The sequence below is a fragment of the Streptomyces buecherae genome (assembly GCF_014295035.1).
In the GTDB taxonomy this organism is placed as follows: Bacteria; Actinomycetota; Actinomycetes; order Streptomycetales; family Streptomycetaceae; genus Streptomyces; species Streptomyces youssoufiensis.
The window spans coordinates 301850-317587 of sequence record NZ_CP060404.1 but is presented as its reverse complement, the minus strand read 5'-3'; the positions used below and the strand labels follow the sequence as shown (position 1 = coordinate 317587).

Below are 15738 nucleotides of genomic sequence, written 5' to 3'. Positions count from 1 at the left end.
CGGTCAGGGCCCCGCGTGTGCCCCGGGACCGTCGAGCGGGAGTTCGCGCGACCCCGTTGGCAGCCACACCCGTACGGAGTGCGGCGTGACGTGCGCCCTGGCCGTCGCGCGCAGCGCGGCCGGGTCGAGCCCGCCGCGCGCCAACCCGACGAGCGACACCAGCACGTGGCTGCCGCCCGGGTGCGCGCCCAGCCAGAGCGTGGGCGTCGCGGAGTGCGGGCCGTACGCGTTGGAGTGGACCCCGCGCACCAGTTCTCCGGCGCCCTCGTCCCAGTGGAGTACGGCGACGAGGGCGCTGGTCAGCCCGTCGGCGGTGCGGGCCAGCGCCCAGCCGGGTCCCGTCTCGCCCGTCGGCGGCAGGTCGGCGGCGACCGCGTAGCCACCCTCGCGCACCGCCGTGCCGGCCGGCGCGTCGATCCGGTGCGCCCGGATCTCCCACGGCCCGTGCGGCGCGCTGACCGTCTCCACCCGCGCGCCGCGCGACCCCGCCCCCGCCAGCGGAACGGCGTGCCAGGAGGCGGCCACGCCCGCCGCGCAGCGCACCGGGTGGACGCGCGACCGCCGCGACGGCGCGCCCGGCTCCGGTGCGCGACCCCGGCCCGCGCCCGGTGTCGGTGCGCCGCTCCGGCCCGCGTCCGGCGCGAAGAGCGCCACATGCTGGTCCACCCGGTCGTCCGCCGTGTGCCCGGCCGTCTCAGGCGCGGTGGCCGTGGCGTAGCCGAACTTGGCGTAGTGCGGGTCGTCCCGCGACCCGGCCACCTCGTCCGCCGCGCTCGTTCCGGCGGCGCCGGGGGACGAGTCCGCCGGGGCGGGCGGTTGGTGGTCGCTGCCGTGGTTGAGCAGGCGCACGATGCCGTCGCGTCGGGTGCCGTGCAGCAGCCAGCCCGGCGCGGGCAGGGCCGTGCGGAAGTCGGACTCCTCCACCGGCAGTGGGCGTTCGGTCCGCGTCCACGCCGGGTGCTCACTGGGCAGCAGCAACCCGAGGAACGCCTTGCTGGCCCAGTACGGCGACGCGGGCCCGGAGTACGCCTGGGTGGCCGGCGGATACGTGCCGTACCAGCCGAGCGGCAGCAGCCCCCGGGCGTCGGGCGCTCCGCGCAGCGTGAAGTGCCGGACCGCGCCGGAGGCCAGACGGCGGGTGCCGCCGGGCGCGAGCGGCGTGCAGGCCATCAGCTCACCGAGCCAGGCGGGGGCCGCCGCGGCGTACCGGTAGGTCAGCGAGCGCCCCTGGTGGACGGGGGCCCCGTCGGCGCCGAAGAAGCGCGGGTGGTCGGCCAGGAACCGGCGCAGCCGCGCCCGGTAGACCGCGCCCCGGCCGCCGTCGCGGCCCGGGCCCGCCATGCGCGACCACAGCAGCGGGTACAGGTGCAGGGCCCAGGCGTTGTAGTAGTCGAAGTTCCGCCCGTCACCGTCGCGGTACCAGCCGTCGCCCACGTACCAGCCCTCGACGCGGTCGAGCCCCTCGTCGATGGCGCGCTGTCGGTACGGGGCCCCGACCGAGGCCAGGAACTCCTCGGCCACCACCGGGAAAAGTCGCCAGTTGTTGTCCCAGGTGTGCCGGCCGGCGAAGCCGGAGAGCCAGGCCACCACCCGTTCCCGCACCCCGTCCGCGAGCAGGTCCCACAGCCAACGCCGGCTCTCCCACAGACCGATGGCGATCGACGCCGCCTCCACCATCGGCTGCGAGCGGTCCGCGAGCGGCGGCCACGCCTCGCCGCTTGCCGGGTCGGTGCCGGCGGCGAGGCCCGCCGCGTACCGTTCGATCAGCGCGGGGTCCACCGCGCCGCGCGCGCCCGCGATGCGGAAGGACGCCAGCAGGAACGAGCGCGCGAACCCTTCGAGACCGTCCGACGCCACCCCGGACGAGCTGGCGCGGCCCGGCAGTTGGTACCGGGCCCAGCCGAGCGTCGCGTACGGGACGAGCGCGTCCAGCAGGTGGTCGGCCAGGGTCTCCCAGTGCGCCCGGGTCCAGCCGGTGTACGGGGAGCGGACGCGGTCGGCGGGCGGCAGCGACAGCGGGGGCACGGGCACGGCGGCTAACGCCCGCCGGCGGTGGCGGCTGCCGTGGGCGTCCCGGGCGAGGCTGGTGCGGTGGGCGCCGCGCGGGGACCGGGGACGGCGGGGCCGAAGCGCTGGCGGTACGCGGCGGGGCTCAGCCCCGTGGCGCGGCGGAGCTGGGCGCGCAGGTTGGCGCCGGTGCCCAGGCCGCTGAGCTGGGCCACGCGGTCCAGGCTGGGCTCCCCGCGCTCGATCAACCGGCAGGCCAGGGCGGTGCGTTCGGCGGTGAGCCAGCTCAGCGGCGTGGTCCCGAGCCGCGCGCGGAACCAGCGGTGCAGCGTCGCCTGGCTGACGGCCGCGCGGGTGGCCAGGTCCACGATGGTCAACGGCTGGTCGAGGCGCTCCCGCGCCCAGACGAGCACCGGCGCGAGCCCGGTGTCCGGCGTCGCCGGCACCGGGACCCGTACGAACTGCCGCTGACCGCCGTCGCGGTGGGCGGCGAACACCAGCCGCCGACTGACCGCGTTGGCCACGTCGGCGCCGTGGTCCCGCCGGATCAGGTGCAGCCCGAGGTCGAGGGCCGCCGCGCTGCCGGCCGCCGTCAGCACGTCGCCGTCGTCCACGTAGAGCACGTCGGGCTGCCAGCGCACCGCCGGGTAGCGCAGGGCGAACGCGTCGGCCCAACGCCAGTGGGTGGCGGCCGGGCGCCCGTCGAGCACGCCGGCCGCGGCCAGCGTGGCGGCCCCGGTGCACAGGCTCACCAGTCGCGCCCCGCGCGCCGCCGCCCGCCGGACGGCGTCGAGCACGGCGGCGCTGGGCGGGACGTCCGGGTCGGGCCGGTTCGGCACCACCACGGTGTCCGCCGCGTCGGCCGCGCTCAGGTCGGCGACGCCCGACAGGGTGAAGAACCCGGCGTGCATCCGCACGGAGGGGGTGGCCGCACACAGCGCGAACGCGTACCACGGCATGTCGAGTTCGGGCCGGCGCAGCCCGAACAGCTCGGTCATCACGCCCAGTTCGAAGGGGTTCGAGCCCTCGTCCACGACGACCACCACCCGGTGCGGCCGGCCGACGTCCCGCGACCGGGGCCCGTCATCGCGCCGACCGTCGTCCGACGGTCGATGCTCGTGTCCGTGCTGTTGCCCGTGCGAGAATCCTTGCGGCATACGCGATTTTTAGCACTCCCGTGGCGCGGTGTCATGGACGCAGGATGGCCGGGTGAACGACGACACCCTCCTCCCCGACCAGCCCGAGCCCGCCCCCGAGGCCGGCCCGGCCGCCCCGCCCCGTACGGCGGACGATCTCGCCGAACCGCTGGCGCTCCGGTCCGCGCTGGCCACCTTCGACGCGCTGTGGAGTCCGCGCATCGTCGCCCACGTCAACGACTACGACGTACGGGTGGCCAAGATGAAGGGCGACTACATCTGGCACCTGCACACCGACACCGACGAGTTCTTCCTGGTCATCGACGGTGAGCTGGACCTCGGCCTGCGCGACGGCGCGCCGGACGCCCCCGGCGGTCCACGCGGCGAACGCGTGGTCACGCTCACCGCGGGGTCGGTGTTCGTGGTGCCGCGCGGCGTCGAGCACCGGCCCTCGTCGGCCGCCGGCGCGTCCGTCCTCCTCTTCGAGCCCACCGGCACGCTGACCGTCGGCGACCGGCACGAGTCGGTGCCCGACCACGTGGACGTCACGACGGGGCACGCCCTGAGCTGACGGGTACGCCGCCCGCTCCGGCAGCGGGCCCGCGCCGGCTCGCGGGGGGCCGGCCGCCCGGCCAGCCGGCGCGGCGCGCGACCGTCAGGGCGCGGCGGCGGGCGGGTCGTCCGCGGTGACACAGGCCGGGCGCCGGGGACGGTCGCCCATCACCTGGTCGCACAGGTCCGAGCAGGTGCGGTTGATCAGGCGCGAGACGTGCATCTGCGATATGCCGAGTTGCTCGGCGATGCGGCTCTGCGTCATGTCGCAGAAGAACCGCAGGTACAGAATGCGCCGCTCCCGCTCCGGCAGCTTGCTGAGCACGGGCCGGACCGCCTCCCGGTCGATGACCTGGTCGAAGCCCGGCTCCTGGTCGGCGAGCGTGTCGACCAGCGAGTAGCCGTCCTCCGTGCCCGACAGCTCGGCGTCCAGCGACAGCGCCGCGTAGCAGTCCAGCGCCTGCATGCCGAGCCGCACGTCGGCCTGGCTGAGCCCGGTGTGTTCGGCGATCTCCGGCACGCCCGGGATCCGGTCCTCAAGGGTGGGGGAGAGGTCCCGGCACGCGGCGCGCACCTGGTTGCGCAGCTCCTGGACCCGGCGTGGCACGTGCAGCTCCCACATGTGGTCGCGGAAGTGCCGCTTGACCTCGCCGACGACGGTCGGCACGGCGAAGCTCTCGAACGCGATCCCGCGCGTCGGGTCGTACCGGAGGACCGCCTTCACCAGGCCGAGGGCGGCCACCTGACGCAGGTCCTCCAGGGCCTCGCCGCGGTTGCGGAACTGCCGGGCGAGCCGGTCGGCCATGGGGATCCAGGCCACGATGATGCGTGCCCGCAGGGCGTCCTTCTCGGGCCCGTCCTCCAGGACGGAGAGCCTGCGGAAGTCGGCGGCGGTGTCGGGCGCGTCATCGTGCGGATGTTTGGCGGAGCGTGTGGCGTGTACTCGTGCGGTCGTCATGGAAAACAGCTCCCGGAACGGCGGACGATTCTCCACCGGGGCGCACACGTCGGCCCGACACAGTGCGGGAAGCAGACGTGACCGCCCCCGTGGTGCGTGCCTTCGGCCCGAAGCACGGTGCTCACTCGCCCGCCGGACCCCGGAGACGCGCCCCGGGAGGGGCACGTACGTCCGTGAACCTGGACCAAGCGGGCATCTCCCACCGTAGCTACTTCCCTGCCCGCACGCATCAGACGGGCCGGGCGGTGGTAGTGGTACGCCCCGGCCCGGCCCGCGCTGCTGGCCAAGCGGCCCTGCTCGGGCCCCGGGCGAGCGCGCGGCGCGGGGCGGCCCGAGGGCGTGTCAGGGTGCGCCGGGCACGCGTGGGGGCGTGCCGGGGGTGCGCCAAGGGGCGCCGGGTCGCGTCAGGATGCGCCGGAGGCGCCCCGCGACACGTCGCTGACGCGCGTCAGGACACGCCGCGGGGGCGGAACTGCACGCTGATGCGCGGGCCCGTCGCCCTGGTCGACTTCGGGATGGCGTGGTCCCAGGTGCGTTGGCAACTCCCGCCCATGACGATCAGGTCGCCGTGCCCGAGCGACCAGCGCAGCGTCGGGCCGCCGCCGTCGCGCGGGCGCAGCAGCAGCGGTCGCGGCTGGCCCACGGAGACGATCGCCACCATGGTGTCCTTGGTCGCGCCCCGCCCGAACCGGTCGCCGTGCCAGGCCACGCTGTCCCGCCCGTCCCGGTAGAAGCACAGCCCCGCGCTCACGAAGGGCTCGCCCAGTTCGGCCGCGTAGTACGCGCTGAGTCGGGCGCGGGCCTCGTCGAGCGCGGGATGCGGCAGGGGCTCGCCGGCCCGGTAGGTGGCCAGCAGGCGCGGTACGTCGACGGTGCGCTCGTACATCCGCCGCCGCTCCGCGTGCCAGGGCACGGTGCGCGCCAGGTGGGTGAAGAGCGCGTCGGCGCCGGTCAGCCAGCCGGGCAGCACGTCGACCCACGCGCCGTGCGCCAGCGGGGTGCGCCGGACCGTCGTCAGCGGACGCGGCGTGATCTCCTCCGTCGCGTCGAAGAGTGAGCCCTGTAGGGAAACCGCCATGCGTCCCAGCATACGCCCGAAATAGAACAGGCGATCGAGCGGGGAAGGGGTGTGGAAGAGTAGGCGGCCAGCAAAATGCCGATTTCTCGGGGAATGTACCGGTCGCCCTGCCCCCGCATCGATGTCAGCATGTGGCTATGGGTCGTTCCCGGTTCGCGTCGGCCTCCACCGCCACCGGTCGACGCCCACCCCGCCGTGACGGCCCCCGCGCGCGCTCGCTGCTGAGCGCGCGCAGCATCGCCGGTCAGATCTTCCTGCTCCAGTTGCTCATCGTGCTGCTGATCGTGGCCGCCGGCATGGCGGCCCTCGTGCTCCAGGCCCGGCGCGACGACGAGGGCGAGGCGCGGCACCGCGCGCTGGCCGTCGCCGAGGCGTTCGCCGAGGCGCCCGGCGTCGCCGAGGCCCTGGGCGCGAGCGACCCCACGGCGGTCCTCCAGCCGCGCGCCGAGGCGGCCAGGGCGGGCGCGGACGTCGACTTCGTCGTCGTCATGCGCACCGACGGCACGCGCTACACCCACCCCGAGCCGGACCGCATCGGCCGAAAGTTCGTCGGCGACACCGGCCCCGCCCGCCGCGGCGAGTCCAGCACCGAGACCGTCGACGGCACGATCGGCGAGGTGGTCCAGGCGGTGGTGCCCGTCACCGACCGCGAGGGCGAGGTGGTGGGCCTCGTCTCCGCGGGCCTGCGCACCAGCCGCGTGAGCGAGTCGCTCTACGCGGAACTGCCCATCCTGCTCGGCGGCGGCGCGGCGGGCCTGGCCCTGGCGCTCGGCGGCAGCGCGCTCGCGGGCCGGCGGCTGCGCCGCCAGACGCGCGGCCTCGACCCCGCGAAGCTCGCCCGGATGTACGAGCACCACGACGCGGTGCTGCACGCGGTCCGCGAGGGGGTGCTCATCGTCAGCGGTGAGGGACTGCTGCTGCTCGCCAACGACGAGGCGCGCCGCCTGCTCGCGCTCCCCGCCGACGCGGAGGGCCGGCCCGTGACCGAGCTGGGCCTCGACGCCCCGCTCGCCGACGTGCTGGCCACGGGCCGCGCCACCACCGACGAGGTGATCCGCGCCGGCGACCGGCTGCTGGCCGTGAACAACCGGCCCACCGACCGGCACGGCGGGCCGCCCGGCACCGTGGCCACCCTGCGCGACACCACCGAACTGCACACCCTCACGGGCCGGGCCGAGACCGCGCGCACCCGCCTTCGGCTGCTGTACGACGCGGGCGTGGAGGTCGGCACCACCCTGGACGTGCGGCGCACGGCCGAGGAACTCGCCGAGGTCACGGCCGGCAGGTTCGCCGACTTCACCACCGTCGACGTGGTCGACGCGGTGGTGCTCGGCGAGGAACCGCCGACGGCCGGCGCCTCCCAGATGCGCCGCGTCGCCGTGGCCGGCGTACGCGACGACCACCCGCTCTACCCCGTCGAGGAGATCATCGACTTCGTCCCCTCCACGCCCCAGGCGCGCTGCATCGCGGACCGGTGCGCGCTGCTGGTGCCCCGGCTGAGCGACGCGCCCGGCTGGCGGGCCCAGGACCCGCGGCGGGCCGCGGGCATCATCGACTACGGGGTGCACTCGCTGATCACCGTCCCGCTGCGGGCGCGCGGCGGGGTGCTCGGGGTCGCCAACTTCTGGCGGGCGACCGGGTCGCCGCCCTTCGACGAGGACGACCTGGCCCTCGCCGAGGAACTCGTCGCGCACGCGGCCGTCTGCCTGGACAACGCCCGCCGCTACACCCGCGAGCACGCCATGGCCGTCACCCTCCAGCAGAGCCTGTTGCCGCGCGGGGTGCCCGACCAGCGCGCCCTCGACGTGGCCTACCGCTACCTGCTGGCCCGCTCGGGGGTCGGCGGGGACTGGTTCGACGTGATCCCGCTGCCCGGGGCGCGGGTCGCGCTGGTGGTGGGCGACGTCGTCGGGCACGGGCTGCACGCCGCGGCCACCATGGGCAGGCTCCGTACCGCGGTGCACAACTTCTCCTCGCTGGACCTGCCTCCCGACGAGCTGCTCAGCCACCTGGACGAGCTGGTGAGCAGCATCGACCAGGACGAGACCACCGCCACCGGCGCCGCCACCGTCACCGGCGCGACCTGCCTGTACGCGATCTACGACCCGGTCGAATGCCGCTGCGTCCTGGCCCGCGCCGGCCACCCGCCGCCGGTCGTGGTGCACCCGGACGGCGCGGTGAGCGTCCCCGACGTGCCGGCCGGGCTGCCGCTCGGCGTCACCGGCCTGCCGTTCGAGATCGCCGAGTTCGAGGTGCCCGAAGGCAGCCGCGTCGTGCTGTACACCAACGGGCTCATCGACCACGGCGGCCGGGACCTCGACGCCGGGCTCGACCAGCTCACCGACGTGCTCCGCGGCCCCGACCGCACGCCCGAGGAGACCTGCCAACGGGTCCTCGACGCGCTGCTCGGCGATCACCCGGACGACGACGTGGCCCTCATCGTCGCCCGCACCCGCTCCGTGCCACGGGAGCGGATCGCCACCTGGGAGGTGCCATCCGACCCCGCGGCGGTGGCCGACGTACGCGCCAAGGTCAGCCGCCAGCTCGCCGCGTGGGACGTGGGCGACGAGGCGTTCACCACCGAGCTGATCCTCAGTGAGCTGATCACCAACGCCATCCGCTACACCGGGGGACCGATCCGGGTCCGGCTCATCCGCGACGCCGGCCTGATCTGCGAGGTCGCCGACTCCAGCAGCACCGCTCCGCACCTGCGGTACGCCGCCACCACCGACGAGGGCGGGCGCGGCCTGTTCCTGGTCGCCCAGTTCGCCGAGCGCTGGGGCACCCGCTACACGCCCACCGGCAAGGTCATCTGGACCGAACAGGCCCTGCCGCGACCACCGGACCACGCGCGCGACTAACCCCACACGGCTGACCCCGCGCGACACAACCCCCTCACGACCGCCCCCGCGACCGTCGCCCCGCACCGCCAGTACCGCCGGTACCGCCGGTGCCCGCTCTGCCGGCCCCGTGGGTCGCCGCCGCCCTCAGCCCGCCCGCGACCGCGCCCGCTCCAGATAGCCGTGCACGAGCGCGTCGGCCCGCCGGAAGAAGTCGCCCAACAGGGCCAGTTCGGCGGGGGAGTAGCCGGCGTACAGGGCGGCGAGGCGCGCGTTGAGCGGCTCGTACGCCGCGTACACGCGGGTCCGGGCGGCCGGTTCGGCCACGATGCGCACCCGCCGGCGGTCCTCGGGGTCGGCCTGGCGCGCCACGAACCCCGCGCGTTCGAGCCGGTTGAGGATGCCCGTCACGGCGCCGCTCGTCACCTGGGCCCGCTCGGCGAGGTCACCGGCGGTCAACGGGTCGGTCCCCGCCTCCAGGACGTACGTGAAGCAGGTCAGGTCGGCGGGGTTGAGCCCGAGCCGGCGCGCGATCTCCTGGTGGGCGAGGTGGCTCAGGCCGACGAAGTGGTCCATGGCCCGCTGCGCCTCCCGCGCGGTCGCAGCGGGGTACCTGTCTTCCAACCGCCAGCTCCTTAGCGTCCACACGTCGGTTCGCGGGGCGAAGCGCTTCCGCCGCAGACCCTACCGGCGCCGCGCGGCCCGGCCCGGAGGAGAAACGCGGGAGGGCGCACGCTCGTGGCGCGAGGGGCGCCCGCGCCCGGTGTCTCAGGCGTCCCGCGGGTACCAGCGCAGCTCCACGGTGTTGCCGTCCGGGTCGGCCACGTACAGCGACTGGGCCACCCCGCGGGCGCCGAACCGCTCGCCGGGGCCGTCGAGGACCGTGAACCGGCCCGAGTCGACGACCTGCTGCCAGTCCAGTGGCTCGACGGTCAGGCAGATGTGGTCCACGTTGCTGCCGTGCGGGGCGTCCGCAGCGCGCCGTACGAGGTCGATGATGGTCGTCGGGCTCACCCGGACCGAGGGGAAGGGCGCCTCGCCCGCGCGCCACTCGTCGACGCGCACCGGTTCGAGGCCGAGTGGCCCGCAGTAGAACGCGAGCGAGCGCTCGATGTCGGCGACGGTCAGGACGAGGTGGTCAAAGGCGATCACGCGCATGGCTGCTCCGGGCGGTTCGGTCGAGGGGTGGGGCGGGGTCGCTGGTCGGGCACCGGCGCGCGGACGACCACGGCCGCCGCGCGCCGGCGCACCACTCCCGCGTCTACGTACGGGGTCACGACCGCTCCATCATGACGTGCCCGGCCCCGGGCTGATCACGCGTCCTCGCTCGTCCGGCCGGGGGTTCGCACGTGCGACGCGGATCGGTGGCACCGCGCCCGTGGGTGGGCGACGCGGCAGGTTCATGCGCCCACGGGCCCTCATTTTGGTCTAGACCTTGACAGGTTCAGGGCGATTCGATTTGGTTCCCTCACCCCCAGGTGCCACCGGACCCCCGTTGGCCGTGCGAAGGAGTAAGCCCCTTGAGACAGCGCCTGTTCGCCCTGCTCGCCGCGTTGGCCTCGGCCGTCGCGTTCGCTCTCTTCCTGCCAGGACCGACCGCTTCCGCCGCGACGACCTGCGCCGCGGGTTGGAACGCGTCCGCCGTCTACACCGGCGGCAACTCCGTCTCCTACAACGGCCACAACTGGTCGGCCAAGTGGTGGACCCAGAACGAGAAGCCCGGCTCGTCGGACGTCTGGGCTGACAAGGGTGCCTGTGGCGACAGCGGTGAGCCGCCGACCCAGGAGGGCTTCGTGGTCAGTGAGGCCCAGTTCAACCAGATGTTCCCGAACCGGAACTCCTTCTACACCTACCGTGGCCTGACCGACGCGCTGAGCGCCTACCCGGCGTTCGCGAACACCGGCAGCGAGACCGTCAAGCGTCGCGAGGCCGCCGCCTTCCTCGCCAACGTCAGCCACGAGACGGGCGGCCTGGTCCACATCGTCGAGCAGAACCAGGCGAACTACCCGCACTACTGCGACCGCAACCAGCCCTACGGCTGCCCCGCCGGCCAGGACGCGTACTACGGCCGCGGCCCCATCCAGCTCAGCTGGAACTTCAACTACAAGGCGGCCGGTGACGCGCTCGGCATCGACCTGCTGCGCAACCCGTGGCTGGTGGAGCGGGACCCGGCCGTGGCGTGGAAGACTGCCCTGTGGTACTGGAACACCCAGTCCGGCCCCGGCACCATGACCCCGCACAACGCCATGGTCAACGGCGCGGGCTTCGGCGAGACGATCCGGGCCATCAACGGCACCCTGGAGTGCAACGGCGGCAACCCGAACCAGGTGCAGAGCCGCATCAACAACTACCAGCGCTTCGTGCAGGTCCTGGGTACCACGCCCGGTGACAAGCTGAGCTGCTGACACTCCGCAGGCAGGGCCCCGGCCGACGCGTCACACCCGCGCCGGCCGGGGCCCGTGCCGTTCGGCTGGCCACCCGTCAGGGCCGGCTACGGCCGCCCGTCGGCGAGCCCGGTGACGCGGAGCGTGATGTTGAGCCGCCCGCCGCTCAGGCCGGTGGCCGGGTCGGCCGTGCCGGGCCGGACCCTGGGCACGCCGTGATACGCGAAGCGTGACGGCCCGCCGAAGACGAACAGGTCCCCCGAGCACAGCTCCACATCGGTGTACGGCCGGGTACGGGTCTCGGTGTTGCCGAACCGGAAGACGCAGGCGTCGCCGATGCTGAGCGAGACGACGGGCGCGCTGGAGCGCTCGTCCTTGTCCTGGTGCATGCCCATCCTGGCCGCCGCGTCGTAGAAGTTGATCAGCGCCGTGTCCGGGGTGTAGTCGGCCGCGGCCGACGGGTCCTCGTACGCGTCGGCCACCGCGCGCCGCCCGCACTCCACCAGCCACGTCGGGAGCGCCGCCACCCGCTGGCCGTTGACGTCGTCGGCGGTGCGCGTGTACGCGTACGGTCGCCAGTGCCAACCCAGACAAACCGTCTGAACCGACATGGCTCCGCCCCTCGGCAGTCGGGTGTGCCGCATCGGCACGGGGCCCACCGCCCACCGCCGGCAGGCGTCCACCAGCGCGCGCTGCTCGGCCACCGAGAGCCAGTCGGGCACGTGCACGGCTCCGGGCGCGAGGGTGGCGCGGGGTCGGGGGAGCAGGGCGTTCATGGCCGGACCTTCCTCACGGGTGGGACGGGAGCGGGTGGAAGGTGATCCAACCCCGACGGACCTCCCAGTGTCCGCCGTCGGCCGAGGCGCCGCGCAGCCCCTCCAGGGTCTCGGCCCCGGCCAGCGCGACGGTCTCGGGAGTGCCGAGCGAGGCGAGGGCGAAGGTGCGCCCGGCCGACCACGACGTGCTCTGCCGCAGTCGGCGCGCCATCCGCGCCCACCCGGCCGGCGCGCCGCACACCACCCAGGCGTCCGGTGCGCCGGCCGCGAGCCGGCGCGCCTGGCGCAGCCAGGAGGCAGCCTCCTCGGGCCAGTCGACGACGTCGAGCACGGTGCGCGCGGCGACGTCGGCCGCCCGGTGCGGCCCGGCCTCCCGCGGGTGACGGGCGTGCTCGGCGCGGTCGTCGCCGCACCACGCGGCGGCGACGGCCCGGGCCGCGGCGCGCGATGCCGCATCCCGCCCGTGGCCGATGCTCAGGGACCGTACGGGCCGTCGTCCCGCCGCCAGCAGGTCCATCAGCGCCGCGACCTCCGCCGCCGTGTGCGGGGCGGGCCCGGTCGCGCCCGCCGTCCCGGTCGCGCCGCCCTTCTCCCGCGCCTTCCAGCGCGCGTACCGCTCGGGCAGGCAGACGGCGCACGGCCGGTAGCCGGCCGCGCGGGCCGTCGCCGCGTCGGCGAAGAACACCCGCTGCGCGCGGTAGCCACCGCGGGCGAGCGCGCGCAGCGCGCTGGGGCAGTCGAGCCGCCCGTACAGCCTGCCGCCGCGATGCCCGCCGAGCGTGCCCGGCACGGCACTCGGGTAGGGCCGCCCGTTCCCGTCCAGCAGTGTGTAGCGCTCCCGCTCCGACCCCGTGCGCCCCGGCCTCGCGCGCCGCGCCCCGTCGGCGTGCGCCGGGGGAGCGGCGGCGCCGTCGCGGTCCGCGCCGCCGGGCTCAGTCACGGCGCGCCGGGAGCGCGCCCTCGTGCACCAACAGCGCCTCCTTGCGGTCCAGCCCGCCCGCGTAGCCGGTCAGCGCGCCGCTGGCGCCGATGACCCGGTGGCACGGGCGCAGGATGAGCAGCGGATTGGCGCCGATGGCCGTGCCGACCGAACGCACCGCGGAGCGCGGGGCGCCGATCCGCTCGGCGATCGCGCCGTAGGTCGTGGTGGTGCCGTGCGGAATGTCCTCCAGGGCCGCCCAGACCCGCCGCCGGAAGTCCGAGCCGCCGGCCGTGTACGTGAGGTCGAAGTCCGTCCGCTCGCCCGCGAAGTACGCCCTGACCTGCCGCGTCGCCTCGGCCAACGGCCGCGGGTCGGCCCGCCACCCGGGCTCGACCGTCGGCGCGTTGCGCTGCCCCGGCACGGACAGCGAGGTGACGGTGACGCCGCCGACGCCCCGCGGGTCCTCCTCGCCTGTCATCAGCAGCTCCCCCAGGGGGCTGTCGATGGTGGTGTAGACCGTCATCGGCCCGTCCTTCCCTCGTCCTGCGTGCGGTACGAGTACCAGCCTGTGCCACGTCAGAAGCCCTGTCTGGCGGGATTCGGACGGGGCGCTTAGCTCCGCCGTGGCCCGCGAAAACCGGCTGCCCGGCCCGGCCGAGTCGTGGTCCAATCGGCCACCATGGACACCACACCGCCACCGCCGGCGGTCGAGCGCGACCTGCTGGCCCGCATGGAACGCAACCTGGCCGAACACGCATGCTTCCCGCACCGCGATCTGCCCGGCGCCACCGTAACCGAGGCGCCCGACCTGCTGATCGCCGACAGCGGGCTGCCCGACGACACCTTCAACATCGTCACACTGGCCCGCTTCGCCCCCGACCGCGCCGCCGCGCGGATCGCCGAGACCACCGAGGCGCTGGCGCGCACCGGGCGTCCCTTCTCCTGGTGGGTCGGCCCGCTCGCCGAGCCCGACGACCTGTCCCGGCACCTGGCCGCCGCGGGTTGGCCGCCGTCGGAGCGGGAGACGGCGATGTGGGCCACCCTGGACGAGCATCTGCCGCGCCCGAGCGCCGACGACCTCACCCTCGTGCGGGTCAGCACCCCGGCCCAGCTCGCCGACTACGCCACGGTGCTGGCCGCCCTGTGGGACCCGCCGGCCGCCACGGTCGAGCGCTTCTACGAGCGGGCCCGCCCCTGGGTGCTGGGCGCGCACAGCCCGGCGCGCTACCTGGTGGGTTATGTAGGCGGCCAGGCTGTCTGCTCGGCGGAGGTCTTCCTGCACGCGGGCGTGGCCGGGATCTACAACATCGCCACCCTGGCCACCCACCGCAAGCGGGGTTACGGACGCGCGAGCACGCTGGCCGCCCTGCACACGGCGCGCGAGGAGGGGCACGCCACGGTCGTGCTCCAGGCGTCCGCCGAGGGCGAGTCGGTCTACCGGAGCCTGGGTTTCCGTGCCTGCGGCCACTTCACGGAGCACGCCCTGACCCCGTAGGCGAACCCGCCCGGGCGTGGGGGGAGTACCGGACCGCGCCCCCGGCCTGATAGACACGCAACCAGATGGTTGCCTACCGTGCCGTCGGGGGTGACGATGGACGAGGTGTCCGACGAGGTGTTCAAGGCGCTCGCCGACGCGAACCGCAGGCGGCTGCTGGACCGACTCGACCAACGCGGCGGCCAGAGCCTGCGCGAGCTGGGTGAGGGCCTGGCGATGAGCCGGCAGGCCGTGAGCAAACACCTGGCGGTGTTGGAGGCCGCGCGCCTGGTCGACACCGTCCGGCACGGCCGGGAGAAGCTGCACTACCTCAACCCGGTGCCGATCCGGGAACTGGCCGACCACTGGATCGGCCGGTACGACCACGGACGGCCAGCGGCGCTCTCCCACCCCCAGCAGACCCCGGAGGGACGCACGATGAGCAAGCCCGCCTACGAGTACGTCATCTACATCCACAGCACGCCCGAGAAGATCTACCGCGCGTTGACCGACCCCGAACTCATCGCCGACTACATGGGTGACACCGGGCCGCGCTCCGACTGGCAGGTCGGCTCTCCGGTGGAGTGGAAGATGGACCCGAACGGGGAGTTCCGGGACTACGGGCAGCGCGTCCTGGCGGCGGAGCCCGGCAGGCGGCTGTCCTACACCTGGCACCGGCTCCAGCCGGAGCACCGCGAGATGGTGGGCATCACCTCCGACGAGGAGTTCGCCGAGGCCGCCAAGGAACGCTCCCGGGTCACCTTCACCCTGGAGCCGGCCGAGGAGCCGGCGGCGGGCACCAAGCTGACCATCGTGCAGGACGAGTTCGACAGCCCCGACAGCGTCATGCTCGCGTCCGTCTCGGTCGGCTGGACGCTCATCCTGTCCGAGGTGAAGACCCTGCTGGAGGGCGGCCGACGGTTCGACCCCGCGTCCTCGCCCCCCGCGTAGACACCGCCCGCGCGCCTCGCCCGTACGCCACGGCGCCGGGCGGGGCGGGCGACCGCCCACGACGGCGACCCGCCACCCGCCGCGGCGTCACCGCGCCTGGTGGCGCCGCTCGTCGCGCAGCGCCAGAGCACGTTCCCGCTCGCCGGTCCCGCCCCAGATGCCGTGCGTCTGCTCGGTGGCCATGGCCCAGTCCCGGCAGGCGCGGACGACCGGACAGCGGGCGCACACGGCCTTGGCCTCTCGCTCCTGCTGGAGGGTGCGCGCGCTCGCGGCACCCACCGGGAAGAACAACTCCGGGTCCTCGTACGCGCACGCGGCCCGCCGCCACCACTCCTCGCCCGGCTCCTGCGACCAGGCGGTGTGGGCCGAGCCCGCGATCGTCTCCCCGCGCGCCACGGCCATCAGTCCTCGCCCCGCACGATGTGCGACTCCGACGGCCGGTCGGCCAGGACGCGGCGCGCGCCGGCGCGCTCGCCGGTCGCCGGCACACCCCGCCCGGTGGCACGCTCCGGCCGACCGTGCGGCATCGCCCGGTCCATGGCCGAGCGCCCCAGAAGCGACGGTGGCTGTCCGGCGCCCTCTCGCTGGTCGACCTCGCGGCTCACGCGATCGGTCACGGCACTGCCTCCTCATCTTTCGACGGCTCGCTTCGCCGTCCGG

16 protein-coding genes are annotated in these 15738 nt (G+C 74.9%); 5 read left to right on the top strand and 11 right to left on the bottom strand.

Annotation, left to right across the window (positions count from 1 at the left end; translation table 11 throughout):
• Positions 1-3: 3 nt before the first annotated feature.
• Positions 4-2031 carry a DUF2264 domain-containing protein gene (locus H7H31_RS01005; RefSeq protein ID WP_187065155.1) on the bottom strand — a complete coding sequence of 676 codons (2028 nt, stop codon included), beginning with the start codon at positions 2029-2031 and terminating at the stop codon, positions 4-6.
• A gap of 5 nt (positions 2032-2036) precedes the next feature.
• Positions 2037-3164, bottom strand: a complete 1128-nt coding sequence (locus H7H31_RS01000) for a helix-turn-helix domain-containing protein (protein WP_187065154.1) — start codon at positions 3162-3164, stop codon at positions 2037-2039.
• Between the two features lie 148 nt (positions 3165-3312).
• Here H7H31_RS01000 and H7H31_RS00995 point away from each other — a divergent pair, with 148 nt between their 5' ends.
• Entirely contained in the window at positions 3313-3714 is a 402-nt protein-coding gene (locus H7H31_RS00995) for a cupin domain-containing protein (protein WP_222624062.1), read from the top strand.
• 84 nt (positions 3715-3798) lie between these two features.
• On the opposite strand, the gene H7H31_RS00990 is transcribed toward H7H31_RS00995, so the two are convergent.
• Positions 3799-4653, bottom strand: coding sequence for a SigB/SigF/SigG family RNA polymerase sigma factor (locus H7H31_RS00990; RefSeq protein WP_187065152.1), 855 nt, complete (start codon positions 4651-4653; stop codon positions 3799-3801).
• 448 nt (positions 4654-5101) lie between these two features.
• On the bottom strand, positions 5102-5731 hold the full coding sequence (locus H7H31_RS00985) for an alpha-ketoglutarate-dependent dioxygenase AlkB (protein ID WP_187065151.1): 630 nt from the start codon (positions 5729-5731) through the stop codon (positions 5102-5104).
• Between the two features lie 137 nt (positions 5732-5868).
• Here H7H31_RS00985 and H7H31_RS00980 point away from each other — a divergent pair, with 137 nt between their 5' ends.
• The gene (locus H7H31_RS00980) at positions 5869-8592 is read left to right on the top strand and encodes a SpoIIE family protein phosphatase/ATP-binding protein (RefSeq protein WP_187065150.1); all 2724 of its coding nucleotides are present in this window, start codon (positions 5869-5871) and stop codon (positions 8590-8592) included.
• Positions 8593-8718: 126 nt separating this feature from the next.
• Here H7H31_RS00980 and H7H31_RS00975 read toward each other — a convergent pair whose 3' ends face one another.
• Together H7H31_RS00975 and H7H31_RS00970 are read right to left on the bottom strand one after the other, a co-directional pair.
• Positions 8719-9147 (bottom strand): MarR family winged helix-turn-helix transcriptional regulator, encoded by a 429-nt coding sequence (locus tag H7H31_RS00975; protein ID WP_187065182.1) that lies wholly within the window; start codon positions 9145-9147, stop codon positions 8719-8721.
• 192 nt (positions 9148-9339) lie between these two features.
• Positions 9340-9729: a VOC family protein gene (locus tag H7H31_RS00970; RefSeq protein ID WP_187065149.1), complete on the bottom strand. Its 390-nt coding sequence runs from the start codon at positions 9727-9729 to the stop codon at positions 9340-9342.
• A 362-nt stretch (positions 9730-10091) separates the two neighbouring features.
• Here H7H31_RS00970 and H7H31_RS00965 point away from each other — a divergent pair, with 362 nt between their 5' ends.
• Entirely contained in the window at positions 10092-10976 is an 885-nt protein-coding gene (locus H7H31_RS00965; RefSeq protein WP_187065148.1) for a glycoside hydrolase family 19 protein, read from the top strand.
• Between the two features lie 86 nt (positions 10977-11062).
• Here the strand turns inward: H7H31_RS00965 and H7H31_RS00960 are convergent, their stop codons facing one another.
• The 3 genes from H7H31_RS00960 to H7H31_RS00950 are packed head-to-tail and all read right to left on the bottom strand — an operon-like array spanning position 11063 to position 13176.
• Positions 11063-11731: an alpha-ketoglutarate-dependent dioxygenase AlkB family protein gene (locus H7H31_RS00960; RefSeq protein ID WP_187065147.1), complete on the bottom strand. Its 669-nt coding sequence runs from the start codon at positions 11729-11731 to the stop codon at positions 11063-11065.
• A gap of 13 nt (positions 11732-11744) precedes the next feature.
• Entirely contained in the window at positions 11745-12671 is a 927-nt protein-coding gene (locus H7H31_RS33580; protein ID WP_232109623.1) for an Ada metal-binding domain-containing protein, read from the bottom strand.
• Positions 12664-13176, bottom strand: a complete 513-nt coding sequence (locus H7H31_RS00950) for a methylated-DNA--[protein]-cysteine S-methyltransferase (RefSeq protein WP_187065146.1) — start codon at positions 13174-13176, stop codon at positions 12664-12666. Before H7H31_RS00950 ends, H7H31_RS33580 begins: the two co-directional genes overlap by 8 nt.
• 207 nt (positions 13177-13383) lie before the next feature.
• Here H7H31_RS00950 and H7H31_RS00945 point away from each other — a divergent pair, with 207 nt between their 5' ends.
• Both H7H31_RS00945 and H7H31_RS00940 read left to right on the top strand, forming a co-directional pair.
• Positions 13384-14148, top strand: coding sequence for a GNAT family N-acetyltransferase (locus H7H31_RS00945; protein ID WP_187065181.1), 765 nt, complete (start codon positions 13384-13386; stop codon positions 14146-14148).
• 96 nt (positions 14149-14244) lie between these two features.
• Positions 14245-15078, top strand: coding sequence for an ArsR/SmtB family transcription factor (locus H7H31_RS00940; protein ID WP_187065180.1), 834 nt, complete (start codon positions 14245-14247; stop codon positions 15076-15078).
• Between the two features lie 87 nt (positions 15079-15165).
• Here H7H31_RS00940 and H7H31_RS00935 read toward each other — a convergent pair whose 3' ends face one another.
• Both H7H31_RS00935 and H7H31_RS00930 read right to left on the bottom strand, forming a co-directional pair.
• A complete protein-coding gene (locus tag H7H31_RS00935; RefSeq protein WP_187065145.1) occupies positions 15166-15480 on the bottom strand; it encodes a WhiB family transcriptional regulator in 315 nt (104 codons plus the stop codon).
• Positions 15480-15695: a hypothetical protein gene (locus H7H31_RS00930; protein WP_187065144.1), complete on the bottom strand. Its 216-nt coding sequence runs from the start codon at positions 15693-15695 to the stop codon at positions 15480-15482. Before H7H31_RS00930 ends, H7H31_RS00935 begins: the two co-directional genes overlap by 1 nt.
• Positions 15696-15738: the final 43 nt, after the last annotated feature.